This window comes from Aromatoleum toluolicum (assembly GCF_012911005.2).
GTDB classification, from domain to species: Bacteria; Pseudomonadota; Gammaproteobacteria; order Burkholderiales; family Rhodocyclaceae; genus Aromatoleum; species Aromatoleum toluolicum.
Genome location: NZ_WTVS01000002.1, coordinates 57,906 through 72,167, shown reverse-complemented (window position 1 = coordinate 72,167; position 14,262 = coordinate 57,906). Strand labels below are relative to the sequence as shown.

12 protein-coding genes are annotated in these 14,262 nt (G+C 67.2%); 7 read left to right on the top strand and 5 right to left on the bottom strand.

Annotated elements, in window-relative coordinates; translation table 11 throughout:
- The first annotated feature begins 2 nt into the window (after nt 1-2).
- Nucleotides 3-563 (top strand): CDP-alcohol phosphatidyltransferase family protein, encoded by a 561-nt coding sequence (locus GPA27_RS01485; protein ID WP_169137082.1) that lies wholly within the window; start codon nt 3-5, stop codon nt 561-563.
- A gap of 21 nt (nt 564-584) precedes the next feature.
- Here GPA27_RS01485 and GPA27_RS01480 read toward each other — a convergent pair whose 3' ends face one another.
- On the bottom strand, nt 585-1,403 hold the full coding sequence (locus tag GPA27_RS01480; RefSeq protein WP_169137080.1) for an IclR family transcriptional regulator: 819 nt from the start codon (nt 1,401-1,403) through the stop codon (nt 585-587).
- A gap of 351 nt (nt 1,404-1,754) precedes the next feature.
- Here GPA27_RS01480 and pta point away from each other — a divergent pair, with 351 nt between their 5' ends.
- The 4 genes from pta (at nt 1,755) to GPA27_RS01460 (ending at nt 6,826) form a co-directional block, all read left to right on the top strand.
- Nucleotides 1,755-2,789: a phosphate acetyltransferase gene (gene pta, locus GPA27_RS01475; RefSeq protein WP_169137078.1), complete on the top strand. Its 1,035-nt coding sequence runs from the start codon at nt 1,755-1,757 to the stop codon at nt 2,787-2,789.
- A gap of 1 nt (nt 2,790) precedes the next feature.
- A complete protein-coding gene (locus GPA27_RS01470; protein ID WP_169137076.1) occupies nt 2,791-3,555 on the top strand; it encodes a sulfite exporter TauE/SafE family protein in 765 nt (254 codons plus the stop codon).
- A gap of 183 nt (nt 3,556-3,738) precedes the next feature.
- The gene (locus GPA27_RS01465) at nt 3,739-6,384 is read left to right on the top strand and encodes an EAL domain-containing protein (protein WP_169137074.1); all 2,646 of its coding nucleotides are present in this window, start codon (nt 3,739-3,741) and stop codon (nt 6,382-6,384) included.
- Between the two features lie 133 nt (nt 6,385-6,517).
- Nucleotides 6,518-6,826 carry a hypothetical protein gene (locus GPA27_RS01460; protein ID WP_169137072.1) on the top strand — a complete coding sequence of 103 codons (309 nt, stop codon included), beginning with the start codon at nt 6,518-6,520 and terminating at the stop codon, nt 6,824-6,826.
- Between the two features lie 120 nt (nt 6,827-6,946).
- On the opposite strand, the gene GPA27_RS01455 is transcribed toward GPA27_RS01460, so the two are convergent.
- From GPA27_RS01455 to GPA27_RS01440, 4 genes are all read right to left on the bottom strand, one after another.
- Entirely contained in the window at nt 6,947-7,327 is a 381-nt protein-coding gene (locus GPA27_RS01455; protein ID WP_169137070.1) for a Lin0512 family protein, read from the bottom strand.
- Nucleotides 7,320-7,673, bottom strand: coding sequence for a Lin0512 family protein (locus GPA27_RS01450; protein WP_169137068.1), 354 nt, complete (start codon nt 7,671-7,673; stop codon nt 7,320-7,322). The genes GPA27_RS01455 and GPA27_RS01450 overlap by 8 nt, the downstream gene beginning before the upstream one ends.
- A gap of 71 nt (nt 7,674-7,744) precedes the next feature.
- The gene (locus tag GPA27_RS01445) at nt 7,745-9,511 is read right to left on the bottom strand and encodes a cobaltochelatase CobT-related protein (RefSeq protein ID WP_169137066.1); all 1,767 of its coding nucleotides are present in this window, start codon (nt 9,509-9,511) and stop codon (nt 7,745-7,747) included.
- Nucleotides 9,508-10,485: an AAA family ATPase gene (locus GPA27_RS01440; RefSeq protein ID WP_169137064.1), complete on the bottom strand. Its 978-nt coding sequence runs from the start codon at nt 10,483-10,485 to the stop codon at nt 9,508-9,510. The genes GPA27_RS01445 and GPA27_RS01440 overlap by 4 nt, the downstream gene beginning before the upstream one ends.
- 231 nt (nt 10,486-10,716) lie before the next feature.
- Between GPA27_RS01440 and GPA27_RS01435 the strand changes: the two genes are divergently transcribed.
- Both GPA27_RS01435 and xsc read left to right on the top strand, forming a co-directional pair.
- A complete protein-coding gene (locus GPA27_RS01435; protein WP_256222731.1) occupies nt 10,717-12,144 on the top strand; it encodes an amino acid permease in 1,428 nt (475 codons plus the stop codon).
- Nucleotides 12,145-12,432: 288 nt separating this feature from the next.
- Nucleotides 12,433-14,244 carry a sulfoacetaldehyde acetyltransferase gene (xsc, locus tag GPA27_RS01430; RefSeq protein WP_169137060.1) on the top strand — a complete coding sequence of 604 codons (1,812 nt, stop codon included), beginning with the start codon at nt 12,433-12,435 and terminating at the stop codon, nt 14,242-14,244.
- Nucleotides 14,245-14,262: the final 18 nt, after the last annotated feature.

Sequence of the window (14,262 nt, the reverse complement as noted above, 5' to 3'; positions counted from 1 at the left end):
AGATGCCCAACGTCCCCAACACCATCACGCTGCTGCGTGTCGCGCTGATTTTGCCGCTTGCCGCGCTGCTGCGGCAGGGCGAGTTCGGGATCGCGCTGGCGCTGTTCATCGTCTCGGCGCTGTCGGATCTCGCCGACGGCCTGATCGCGCGCCGCTGGAACCTGCGCACGCGTTTCGGCGCGATCGCCGATCCGGTCGCCGACAAGCTGACCATGCTCACGGTGACGCTGCTGCTGGCCTTCGACGGGCGGCTGCCGTGGTGGCTCGCCGCTGCCGTCGTCACGCGCGACGTCGTGATCGTCGGCGGGGCGCTGGCGTATCACTACCTGATCGGGACGGTGGAGATGGCGCCGAGCACGGTGTCGAAGCTCAATACGGCGCTGGAGTTCCTGCTGCTCGCGAGCGTCCTCGCGATCGGTGCGGGCTTCGTGGACGGCGGGATGTGGGTCACCGTGCTGACGCTGGCGACCTTCGTCACCATCGTGTGGTCGGGCACGCACTACGTGCTCGTTTGGGGCCGACGGGCGGTGCAGGTGCGACGTCGTCGCGCTGCGCGATCCTGACCGTCCGGCCCGCGGGAGGCCTCAGGCTTCGGCCTCCTGCGCGTCCGGTTCGTTTCCTTCGATGCTGGCGAGTGCCGTTGCGGCGCGCTGCAGGGCGGGGAGAAACTGCAGGGCCTTTTCGCGCGTGAGCCGCATGATCGGTGCCTGGATTGCGAGACCCATGTTGGACTGCTTGCGCTGCGTCGGCACGAGCACGCCGATGCACAGCAGGCCGGGCAGGAATTCCTCGTTGTCGAGCGCGTAACCGTTGCGCTTGACCTCCTCGATCTCGCGTTCGAGCGCGTCGAGATCCGTGATCGTGTTGGGCGTGAACTTTTCCAGCGGCGCGTAGGCCAGCAGGCGCCGGCGCTGGGCGGGCGTCATCTGGGCGAGGAAGAGCTTGCCGGTGGCGGAGCAGTGGGCCGGCACGCGCGAACCCGGATGCAGGTAGAAGCGCAGCGGCGCGGTCGATTCGAGGCGGTCGAGGTACATCACTTCGCTGCCCGAGAAGGCCGTGATGTTGCAGCTCTCGCCGACCTCTTCGACCAGCTGCCGCAGCACGACGTGGCGCGCGCCGTGGGTGGTGCTGTTGAGCAGCAGGTTCTCCGCGAGGCGGCGCAGGCGCACGCCGGTGCTGTAATGCCGGCCGTCGCCTTCGCGGTGCAGCAGGCCCTCGGACTCGAGCTGCTGCAGCATGCGGTGCAGCGTGGGCTTGGGCAATCCCGTTTCCTCGACGAGGCCCTGCAGCGAGAAGGTCTGGTCCTTGGCCGCGATGACTTCCAGCAGGCTGAAAAGCCGCATGGTCGGGGTGTCGCCGTCGATGCGGGCGGGCTCCGAACCGGAGTTGCGGGTGATCTTCATGGTGACCTCGCTGTGATGAGTTTCGATAAATAATACACCACGTACCGGTTTATAAGAATGTTAGTTGACTGCCCCCGAATTTGCATCTAAAGTTCGATCAAGTTTCGAATAACGGAACTAATCGTATCGAAAACGTTTGTATTTGAAGTTTGTGATGCGTGTTGCCGCCCCCGCGCCTGACCGGCATGAGGGCGGCGACGTCGGCGGGCGCGTGACCTGCGTCGCTCCGCTGGCGGTGCTTCATCTTGGTATTTCCCTCCACGGCCCCGCTTACCCGGACGGGGCCGTTACCTGGCCGGAACCGCGTCTTCCCCCAACCCCTGCGGTTCCGGCATCTTTTTGGTGAATGCAATGAAAGCGATCAACCGCATCATCGAGACCGCACGTGCGGAACCCCGACGGATCGTGCTCAGCGAGGGCGACGACCCGCGCGTACTGCAGGCCGCGGTACGTGCGACGCGCGAAGGCACGGCGAAGATCATCCTCGTCGGCAGCTGCGCCGCGATCGAGGCGTGCGCCTTCCGTGAGGGGCTGGATCTGGCGGGCGTCGAGCTCGTCGATCCGGCGCGCTCGCATCTCACCGAGGGTTTCGTGCGGGTGCTGCTGCGCCTGCGCGCGCACAAGGGCATGACGCTGGAGCAGGCGCAGCGCGACGTGCTCGACCCGCTGTGCTTCGCGAACCTGATGGTGCGCCTGGGGCACGCCGACGGATCGGTGTCGGGCGCCGTGCGCACGACCGCCGACGTGGTGCGCACCGCGATCCAGATCATCGGCCCGAACAAGGCGTTCAAGCTCGTGTCGAGCTTCTTCCTGATGATGCTGTGCGAACCCTTCCACAGCCTGAAGGGCGGGCTGATCTTCTCGGACTGCGGACTCGTGGTCGACCCGGATGCCGAGGAGCTGTCCGAGATTGCGATGGCGGCGGCCGACAGCGCGCGCAGCCTGCTGATGGAGGAGCCGCGCGTCGCGATGCTGTCGTTCTCGACGCGCGGCAGCGCGAAGCATGCGGCCGTGGACAAGGTGGTGGCCGCCGCGCAGCGCGTGCGCGAGATGCGACCCGAGCTCGCGATCGACGGCGACGTGCAGCTCGACGCGGCGATCGTCGCGGAGATCGCGAACCGCAAGCTGCCGGATTCGCAGGTGAAGGGGCGGGCGAACGTGCTGGTGTTTCCGAACCTCGAGGCGGGCAACATCGGCTACAAGCTGGCCGAGCGCGTCGGCGGCGCGGTCGCGATCGGGCCGCTGCTGCAGGGGCTGGACAAGCCGGCGAACGACCTGTCGCGCGGCTGCAGCGCCGAGGATGTGTTCTACGTGATCGCGGTGACGGTGGTGCAGGCGCAGGCCGCCGCCGAGGCCCACCTGGCTGCTTCTGCGGTGTCGGTGTGACATGAGCGCCGAGGCCCTGCCGTTGATCGTGGTGCTGGCGGCGGCGACCTATTTCCAGACGGTGACGGGTTTCGGTCTGGGCATGATCGTCATGGGAGCGACCAGCGGTATGAACCTCCTGCCGGTGGCGACCGTCGCCGCGATTGTGAGCCTGGTGACGCTCGCCAACAGTGCCGTCGCGCTGCCCGGGCGCATGCACGGCATCGACTGGCGCGCGGCGCGGGCGGCGACGCTCGGCAGCCTGCCGGCCATCGTCGGCGGGGTGCTGCTGCTGGAATACCTCAGCAGTGCGGCGGCCGGGGTGCTGCAGCTGATCCTCGGCATCGTGATCGTGCAGGGCAGCGTGGGGTTCGCGCTGCGTCCGGTGCAGCTCGACGAACGTTCGTCGGACATCAGCTTCGCCGCGAGCGGCTTCTTTTCCGGCCTGAGCGGCGGACTCTTCGGCGTTGCCGGCCCGCCGCTGATCTTCCAGTTCTATCGCCAGCCGATGGACCCGGTCGCCGTGCGCAACATCCTGCTGCTGCTGTTCACGATCACCTCGGCCGCGCGTTCGCTCTACCTCGGCGTGCAGGGGCGGCTCGATGCGGAAATCTGGACGCTGTTCGCCGTGGCGGTGCCCGTCGTGGCGCTCGCGACCGCAATCGGTCGCCGTTATCCGCCGCCGCTCGCCACCCGTACGATGCGCCGCGTCGTCTTCATGCTGTTGATGGCGATCGGCGCTTATCTGGTGATGTCGGCCCTGCCGGCGATCGTGCCGATCTCTTAGCGCGGCGCACCCACCTCCCGGCTTACGCGTGCGATGACGCGCTTTCTGATCGCAACAGGGTTTCGGGCCGGCATGGCCGGTGCTAAACCGAGAGCGAGGGGGAAGCGGGCCGTCGAGTCCGCGAGTCACTAGGAGACGAGTGTGCGAGGGACTGGGTTATCCCGGCCGGAGAACAATCCGCAGGTGAAGACTGCCTGGCATGATTTGCTGGTCGGAACGCATCATGCCGGCAACGGGGCGCTGCGGGACGTCATCGGCGAGTCGTGGCGGCGCTGTCTGCTGGGGCGGGTCGATCCGGCGCGCGGCGAGGCGCCGGCGCGCGTGGAACACGATGATCTCGAAACGCTGCGCGCCGCGAACGAGCGGCTGATTGCCGCGAGCGCGCCTTTCCTGATGCAGTCGCGTGACCAGCTCGCGCAGACGGGTACGGTGATGGTCCTCACCGACCCCCAGGGCGTCATCCTCGACGTCGAGGGCGACCCGCATCTGCGCAAGGCGATCGGCGAATTCGGCATGACGCCCGGGAATAACTGGAGCGAATCCGGCATCGGCACGAACGCGATCGGCACCGCGCTCGCGCTGGCGCAGCCGATACAGGTTCACGGTGCGGAGCATTTCTGCGAACCGATACAGCGCTGGACCTGTTCCGCTTCGGTGATTCGCGATCCGGTCGACGGCTCGATCGTCGGCGCGCTCGACATCTCGGGGATGAGCCGGGATTACTCGGCGCATTCGCTGCCGCTCGTCGTCACGACGGCGAACAGCATCGAGAACCGGCTTGCGCAGATGGAGCTGGAGGAGCGTTTCCAGCTGCTCGAGGCGGGTGTCGCGGCGCTTTCCGCGGCGTGCGGCGTGGCGCTCTTCGATGCGCGCGGCCGGCTCGTGAAGGTCAACGAGCGCGCGGCGCCGCTGCTTGCCGCGGAGGGGGTCGTCCTTACCGCCGAAACCCGCATCCCGGTCGCCGGGCGTGCGGCAGCGGACGTCGAGGCCGATCGCTTCCTGCCGGCGCGGCTGCTCGCCGACCGGGTCGAGCCGGTGTTCCGCGGGCGGCGCCTGCTGGGCTACGTCGTGTCGCTGCCCGAGCCGGCGGTGCGTGCGCCGGTTATCGACGAAGTCGCTGCCGCGGTCCGGGCGCTTTCCCCGTCGCCGACGATCGTCGTCGCGGAGGCGGCCGCGGCCCGCACGATGGGCGGGACCGGCGGGCGGGCCGGTGAGGCGGTGATGGTCACCGACGTGCGCGGACGTATCGTGACCGTCAACGAAGCCTTTTCGGCGATGACCGGTTACGGCGCAGAGGATCTCGTCGGCAAGCCGGCAAGCGTGCTGAATTCCGGTCGCCACTCGCGCGCGTTCTTCCAGCGCATGTGGCGCAACCTGCTCGAGGAGGGATGCTGGGAGGGCGAGATCGAGAACCTCTGCAGGGATGGCGGGATCCGTCCGAGCTGGCTGACGATCCATGTCGTCAAGGGCGTCGGGGGCGACGTGCAGGGCTACACCGGCATCTTCGGCGACCGCGACGCGGTGGGCGATTTGCAGCGCCGGCTCGCCTTCCTGACGACGCACGACGGTCTCACCGGCTTGGCGAACCGCAAGCTGCTCACGCAGCGGCTCGCCGACGCGCTCGCGCAGGACCGCAGTCCGCCGGCGGACGTCGCAGTGCTGCTGATCAACCTCGACAACTTCAAGGACATCAACGACACCCTCGGCCACGATTTCGGCGACCTGCTGCTCGAACAGGTGGCCGACCGGCTGCGACGCTGTCTGGCCGACGCACACACGCTCGCCCGGATCGGCGGCGACGAGTTCGCCGTGATCGTCAAGGGACGCAGCGTGGAGGACCTGCGCGCCCTGGTCGCGCGCACGCTGGACTATCTGGGCGCGTCGTTCTGCATCGAGGGGCACGACGTGTTCGCAGCGGCTTCGATCGGTATCGCCGTCTCCCCGACCGACGGCGACACCACCTCGGCGCTGCTGACGCACGCGGATACCGCCCTGCACGAGGCAAAGGCGCTCGGTCGCAATCGCTTCCGTTTCTTCGCCGCCGGAATGCAGGATCTGGTGCGTGCCCGCATGAGCATTGGCACGGGCTTGCGGGCCGCGATCGAGGGCGACCGCTTCCGCGTCGTCTATCAGCCGCAGTATCGCCTCGACGCGGGCCGCCTTGTCGGCGCCGAGGCGCTGGTGCGCTGGCACGATCCCGAGCTGGGCGACGTGCCGCCGTCGCGCTTCATTCCGGCAGCGGAGGAGGCCGGGCTGATCGTGTCGATCAACGACATCGTGATGGCCAAGGTGTTGGCGCAGATCGCGCTGTGGCGGATGCGCGGCCTGGCGCCCCCGCGCATTTCGATCAACGTCGCCGCGCAGCAGCTGCGCGAGCCGGGCTTCGTCGAACAGCTGTGCCGTCGGCTCGACGAGCGGGCCGTGCCGGCCGGTGCGATCTGCCTCGAGTTGACCGAAGGGACGCTGCTCGAAGACATCGACGGGACGGCGCGGATGTTCGAGCGGCTCGCCCGGCATGGCATCGCGGTAAGCATCGACGATTTCGGTACCGGCTACTCCTCCTTGTCCTACCTCAACCGCCTGCCGGTACATGAGCTCAAGGTCGACCAGAGCTTCGTGCAGGGCATTGCGAGCGAGGCGGGCAAGCGCTCGATCATCGTGGCGATCGTCGAGATGGCCCACGCGCTCGGCATCGAGGTGCTCGCCGAGGGCATCGAGACCGAGTCGCAGCTCGCCTTCCTGAGGGAGCGGCGCTGCGAGATGGGCCAGGGCTACCTGTTCCATCGCCCGCTCGGCGTCGACGCATTCGAGAAACTGATGGTGGTGTGAGCGCCGGGGTGAGGCTGCGGCCTCGTCTTGCGGTGGCTATATGGCAATTTGCAATAACGATATGGGGCTCTAATAACTTGTATGCGCGGTATCCTCCACTTCGATGTTTCGTCGCGCGTGGATGGAGGCCCCTATGTCCGAACTCGTTGTCGTTGTTGCTGCCGTGCTCAGCTTCGTATTGGCGGCCTGCATGTTTGGGCGCCTGCGCAAGCAGGAAGGCCTCGCGTGGCTGGAAAGCCGGCCGCAGGACGTCGCCCGGCTTTACCTGCGGCACGCCGCGGACGTCGATGCCTACTGGCTGCATGCGGAGTTCCGCGACGGCCGCAAGCGCATGGTCGCGGCGCCGTGGGACATCGACGAGACGCTGCGCCGCCTCGAACCGCTGGGATTGCGGCTGTCGACGCAGGATTGCGACGCGCTGGCACGCCTGCGTTACCGCTGAGCGCGTGGGACGGCCGCCGGCCGCGCTGGTCGTCAGGAGGCTGACCGCACGGCATCTTGGCGGGATACGCTGCGCTGCTCCCGCCCTACGAAGTTCGTGCTGTTGCCGCCGGACCGCGGGTCAAGCCTGCGCCGCGGGGGCGACGAGCCGCCAGGTGTCGGGTTCGATCGGCAGCCATGCTTCGATCGCGGCGGTGGCGATGACGTGGGTCGTGTCCTGCTGAGGGTCATGCACGTCGAGGCCGCCGAAGACCACCTTCACCTCGGGTTTGCCGCGTGGCAGTTCGGCGCGCACGACCTCCGCGTCGACCTTGTCCGGTTGCTGCACACCGATCGTGACCTGTACGCGCATGTCCTGCGTGTCGTAGCCGAGCGAGCGGAACAGCGACAGCACGGAGTGGTGCAGCGCGTCGTGCACCGCGCGGCAGGCGGCCTTGGTGTAGTCGCCCCCGAGGATGTCGTTGCCGGTGCCCATTTCCAGAATCAGGCGCTTTTCAGGCATGGCTGCGCTCCAGGTCGAAGGACACGACGACGGCGGCATTGGCGATCACGGTGACGCCGCTGCCGTCGGCCTTGGGGATGTCCAGCCCGCCGGGCACGACCCTGATCGAGGGTTTGCCGTAGGGGAAGACGCCGACGAGTTCGGCCGTGTCTACCGCCTCCGGCTTCTGCACGCCGATCTCGACGTCGATCAGCATTTCCTCCTTCGGGAAGCCGAAGGCGCTCGCCACGTTGAGCGAGTTGTGCCACAGCGCGTCGCGGATCGCGCGCGCGGCGGCCTGCGTGTAGTCCTGGCTGCGGATCGAGGTCCCCATGCCGAACTGCACGGCCATGCGGGTCTTGGCCATTGCGTGTGTTCCTCCTGTCGAAATTGGCGGAATTATTAGCCCGACAATCAATTACGCGATGTCAGGTTGAGTCATGTACGTTTGCTCCCTCCCCCTTGAAGGGGGAGGAACCAGGTGCCGCCGATGAGCTGCACGATTTCGGTGAATAGTGAGTTCTCCAGCCCCTGCGTCATGTCGGTGGCGAGACTGCGGCGGTAGAAGGGGCTCAGGTCGAGCCCGACGCCCAGCGCCAGGATCTCGACCGCGCCCTCGCGTTCGCGCCGCGCGACGACCTCCTTGAGGTGATTGTCCAGATAGAAGGGGTCGTTGGCGAGTCCGGTGGCACCATCGGAGGGGCAGCCGTCGGAGACGACGATCAGGATGCGGCGCGCCTCGCTGCGCGCGAGCAGGCGGTTGCACGCCCAGTCGACCGCCTCGCCGTCGATGCCTTCGCGGAAGAGGTCGGCCTTGAACAGGGCCGCGATGTCGGTGCGCGCGCGGCGCCAGTTGCGCTCCGCGTCCTTGAACACCATGTGGCAGACCTCGTTGAGGCGGCCGGGATGGGGCGGGCGGCCGCGGCTCATCCAGTCGCGCCAGGCGCGCCCGCCGTTCCACGCGCCGGTCGTGAAGCCCAGCAGTTCGGTGGTGACGCCGATCATGTCGAGGGCGCGGAGCAGGACGTCGAGCAGGACGGCGACCGCCTCGATGTGCGTCTTCATCGAGCCCGAGCAGTCGAGCAGGAAGCTCACGACGCAGTCGGCCTGCGGCACCTGCCTTTCCTGGCGGAAGACGCGGCGCTCGGCGGGCGAGCTGATGAGCTGCGCGAGGCGGCGGCCGTCGATGTGGCCTTCTTCCTCGCCGAAGCGCCACCCGTCGCGCGCCGGGCGAGCGAGGATGGCGGCGAGCTGGCGCGCGAGGCGTGGCACGTTCGCGCCCTGTTCGGCCACGCGGCGGTCGAGCCGTTCGCGGTATTCGCGCAGCAGCGCGCGGCGCACCAGGCTGCCCGCGGCGACCTCGCTATCGAAGCGCGTGGTGTAGACGCGGTAGGCGAGGGCGGCGTCGGCGAACACCTTGCTCGTTCCCGTCGTCGCGGCGGCGATGCCGTCGCTGTCCTCGCCCGCGTCGTCGAAGTCGAGCAGCAGCGCGAAACCGGATTTGCGGTCCTCATCCTGCGCGTCGGCCTCGTCCTCCGCGGCGGCCGCCTGCTCGGCGCGCACGCGTTCGCCGACCACACGCGCGATCGCCAGCGCATGCGGGGCGAAGGCCGCCTGGTCGTCGCGATGACGGCGGATGCCCGCGAGCGACGTGCCCAGGGCCGAGACGAGGCCCATGCGCGTGCTTTCGATGTAGTCCTCGGTGTCTTCCAGGACCGGCCGCGCGCTCAGGCGCGACCAGCACATCTGGGCGACGGTGTAGAGCAGGATGCCGACGCTGCCTTCGGTGAGCCCCGAGCGGTAGAAGGCGCGCGACCAGCTGTGGAAGCGGTCGTGCAGGTTGCGCACCATGCCCGGCATGTCGGCGGGCGCGAGGGTCTCGACGCGCAACTGTTCGAGCAGTTCGAACACCAGGCGCTCGACCGGGTCGGCGGGACATAGGCGCGCGTGCAGCGCAGGGTCCGAATGCAGCAGGCGCAGCGCGATGCCGTCGGCCGAGGCGCGGCAGTCGGCGAAGGCATCGACGCCCGCGTCGACGCGCAAGTGGGGCGCATTTACGGGCAGCGGCCGCTCGCCCGCATACAGGCGGCGTCCGCGGTAGTGCAGGGCGGGGCGGCCGCTGAGCGCGCGCAGCGTCGCCGCGCACAGTTCCTCGACCTTCTGCTGGCGTCGCGCCTGCTGCTGGGCGCTGCCCGCGCTGCTCACGCCGCCGCCTCGCGCATCCAGGATTCGTCGAGCTCCTCGCCGAAGCAGCGCTGGTAGTACTCGGCGACGATGGGGCGCTCGGCCTCGTCGCACTTGTTGAGGAAGGACAGCCGGAACGCGAGCGCCGGATTGCGGAAGATCTCGCAGTTTTCCGCCCAGGTGATCACGGTGCGCGGCGACATCAGCGTCGACAGGTCGCCCGCGGCGAAGCCCTTGCGCGTGAGATCCGCTACCGCGACCATCGACGCGACGAGCTGGCGGCCCTTGTCGTAGTCCTTGGCCGGCACGCGCGCGAGCACGATCGCCACTTCCTCGTCGCGCGGCAGGTAGTTCAGCGTCGCGACGATGTTCCAGCGGTCGATCTGTGCGTGGTTGAGCACCTGGGTGCCGTGGTACATGCCGGTGAGATTGCCCAGACCCACCGTGTTCGAGGTCGCGAACAGGCGGAAATACGGATGCGGGCGGATCACGCGGTTCTGGTCGAGCAGCGTGAACTTGCCATCGCGCTCGAGGATGCGCTGGATCACGAACATCACGTCGGGGCGGCCGGCGTCGTACTCGTCGAAGATCAGCGCGACCGGGCGCTGCAGCGCCCACGGAACGATGCCTTCCTGGAATTCGGTGACCTGGCGGCCGTCGCGCACGACGATCGCGTCCTTGCCCACGAGGTCCAGCCGGCTGATGTGGCCGTCGAGGTTCACGCGCACGCAGGGCCAGTTCAGGCGCGCGGCGACCTGTTCGATGTGGGTCGATTTGCCGGTGCCGTGCAGGCCCTGGACCATCACGCGCCGGTCGCGCGTGAAGCCGGCGAGGATCGCCAGCGTCACGTCCGGATTGAAGCGGTAGGCCGTGTCGATCTCGGGCACGTGGTCGTCGCGGGTGCCGAAGGCGGGCACCTTCAGGTCGGAATCGATTCCGAACAGCGAGCGGACCGAGACCAGCTGGTCCGGGGTGTCGAGCGCGAGTTCCGTCACGGCAGTCTCCTTGGGTTCTATGCGATCCCATGATAGACATGTTCCGGTTAAAGATACAAGACGTTCCGAAAAAAGAAATAAAGCTTGACGTCGTCGGGACTTGATCCTAAATTCAGATCAAAACAGCGAATCGGTGCATCAGCCTGGATGGGTTGGGCCGCAACCGGACGCACAACAAGACGACAAGCACCTGCCGTGGCCGAAATGGCCGCGCCAACGGAGGAGACGGACGTGAAACCGGAATCTGGAAATTCGGGCGGGCTGCAGCACGGCCTAAAGCAGCGGCACATGACGATGATTGCGCTGGGCGGCGTGATCGGCGCGGGCCTCTTCGTCGGCAGCGGCGTCGTGATCAAGTCGGCCGGGCCGGCCGCAGTGTTGTCCTTCCTGATCACTGGCGGGCTGGTGGTGCTGGTGATGCGCATGCTTGGCGAGATGGCCGTCGCGACGCCCGCGGTCGGTGCCTTCTATGAGTTCGCGCGCACCGCCTGGGCGGACAGGCCGGCCGTCGGCGATCTCGCCGGCTTCCTCACGGGCTGGATGTACTGGTACTTCTGGGTCATCGTCGTCGCGCTCGAAGCCGTTGCCGGCGCGGACCTGGTGCGCTACTGGCTGCCCGATGTGCCCGCCTGGATCATCAGCCTGGTGCTGCTCGTGACCCTCACGATGACCAACCTGAGATCGGTGAAGTCCTTCGGCGAGTTCGAGTTCTGGTTCGCGTCGATCAAGGTCGCGGCGATCGTCGTGTTCCTGTTCCTCGGCGGCCTGTACGTGCTGGGGATGTGGCCGGACGCCACGGCCAGCGTCGCCAACCTGACCGAGCACGGCGGCTTCATGCCGAACGGCATCGTACCGGTGCTGACCGGTGCGGTTGCAGCGACGGGCTTCTACTTCGGCGCCGAGATCGTCACGGTCGCAGCGGCCGAAACGGCCGAGCCCGAACGTGCCGTGGCGAAGGCGACGAACTCCGTGATCACGCGCGTGCTGTTCTTCTACGTCGGCTCGGTGTTGCTGGTCGTATGTCTCGTACCGTGGAACTCCGCCGCGATGGCGACGCCGTATGTCAGCGCGCTCAATGCGATCGGCATCCCGGCAGCTGCGCAGATCATGAACGCAATCGTCCTGACCGCCGTGCTCTCGGCGCTGAATTCCGGCCTCTACGCTTCCTCGCGCATGCTCTTCGCGCTGACGCGCCGCGGCGACGCGCCCAAGGGCCTCGCGACGGTGAGCCGCAACGGCGTACCGGTGCGTGCGATCCTCCTCGGCACGCTGTTCGGGTACGGGGCGGTCGTGATGTCCTACGTCTCGCCCGACACGGTATTCGCATTCCTCGTCAATTCCTACGGGACGGTCGCGATCTTCGTCTACGTGTCGATCGCCATCTCGCAGCTGCGCCTGCGCGCGCGACTGGAGAAGGAAGACCCGAGCCGGCTGCGCGTGAAGATGTGGTGCTACCCCTACCTCACCTGGGTTGCGATCGTCGGCATGCTCGCGATCGTCGTCGCGATGGCCTTCATCCCCGAGCAGCGCACACCGCTGCTGCTGGGCGTCGTGAGCCTGGCCATCCTGCTCGCCCTGTACGGCATGAAAAGCCTGTGGAGGGCGAAACCAGACCTCGCACCGGTGATGATCGATTCCCAGGCCTTCGAGAAGTCCTGATCCCCTCGCAGGCGGGGCAGGGGCCGCCACCGGCCTCACGTCGCCGCACCCGCGGAAAACGGCATCCGGCGCCGATCGGCACGGATGCCGTTTTCACGTCTGCGCCACGCAGATTGTGCTGCGATCGAGTGAAGTTCAAAAAAAGAGACAAAAAGTTCAGAAAAACGAAATTCGTATTGACGTCTCGAAAATGTCGACGTACATTGAACTCAAGTATCGAAAATCGGAACAAAAAGTACCGAAAACGATATCTTGCCCTCGCGAATACTCGACAAGGAGACAGCAGCAATGAGCGAACAAGACCGCCGCACCGTCGTCAGCGGCCCGCACAAGATGACCCCGTCCGAAGCCTTCGTGGAAACCATGGTGGCCAACGGCGTGACCGACATGTTCGGGATCATGGGCTCGGCCTTCATGGACGCGATGGACATCTTCGCGCCGGCCGGCATCCGCCTGATTCCCGTGGTGCATGAGCAGGGCGCCGGCCACATGGCCGACGGCTTCTCGCGCGTGTCGGGCCGCCACGGCGTGGTGATCGGCCAGAACGGCCCGGGCATCTCCAACTGCGTGACCTCGATCGCGGCGGCCTACTGGGCGCACAGCCCGGTCGTGATCGTGACCCCCGAGACCGGCACGATGACGATGGGCCTCGGCGGCTTCCAGGAATGCAAGCAGCTGCCGATGTTCCAGGAATTCACCAAGTACCAGGGCCACGTCACCCACCCCGCGCGCATGGCCGAATACACCGGCCGCTGCTTCGACCGCGCGATGAGCGAGATGGGCCCGACCCAGCTCAACATCCCGCGCGACTACTTCTACGGCGAGATCACCTGCGAGATCCCCAAGCCCAGCCGGCTGGACCGCGGGGCCGGCGGCGAAGCGAGCCTCAACGAAGCGGCCGAGCTGCTGGCAACCGCCAAGTTCCCGGTGATCATCTCGGGCGGCGGCGTCGTGATGGCCGATGCGGTCGAGGAGTGCAAGGCGCTTGCCGAGCGCCTGGGCGCGCCGGTCGTGAATAGCTACCTGCACAACGACTCCTTCCCCGCGAGCCATCCGCTGTGGTGCGGCCCGCTCGGCTACCAGGGCTCGAAGGCGGCGATGAAGCTGATGGCGCAAGCCGACGTCGTGATCGCGCTGGGTTCGCGCCTCGGCCCCTTCGGCACGCTGCCGCAGCACGGCATGGACTACTGGCCGAAGACTGCCAAGATCATCCAGATCGACGCCGACAACAAGATGTTGGGCCTGGTGAAGAAGATTTCGGTTGGCATCTGCGGCGACGCCAAGGCCGCGGCCAAGGCGCTGGTGTCGCGCCTGACCGGCCGCACGCTGGAATGCGACGCGACGCGCGAGCAGCGCTTCGCCAAGGTGCAGGCCGAGAAGGACGCGTGGGAGCGCGAACTCGACGAATGGACGCACGAGCGCGACCCGTTCAGCCTCGACATGATCGAGGAGAACGCCAAGGAAAAGACCTTCAACGGCGGCGAATACCTGCACCCGCGCCAGGTGCTGCGCGAGCTCGAGAAGGCGATGCCGCCCGACGTGATGGTGTCGACCGACATCGGCAACATCAACTCGGTCGCCAACAGCTACCTGCGCTTCGAGAAGCCGCGCAGCTTCTTCGCCGCGATGAGCTTCGGCAACTGCGGCTACGCCTTCCCGACGATCATCGGCGCCAAAGTGGCTGCGCCGCACCGTCCTGCGGTGTCCTACGCCGGTGACGGCGCCTGGGGCATGAGCCTGATGGAGACGATGACCTGCGTGCGGCACAACATCCCGGTGACGGCGGTGGTGTTCCACAACCGCCAGTGGGGCGCGGAGAAGAAGAACCAGGTGGACTTCTACAACCGCCGCTTCGTCGCGGGCGAGCTGGATAACCAGAGCTTTGCGGAGATTGCGCGCGCGATGGGCGCCGAGGGCATCACCGTGGATCGGCTGGAGGACGTGGGCCCGGCGCTGAAGAAGGCCATCGACCTGCAGATGAACCACGGCAAGACCTGCATCATCGAGATCATGTGCACGCGCGAACTGGGCGACCCGTTCCGCCGCGACGCGCTCTCGAAGCCGGTGCGCTTCCTCGATAAGTACAAGGACTACGTCTGATCCGTAGCGCCTGAAGTA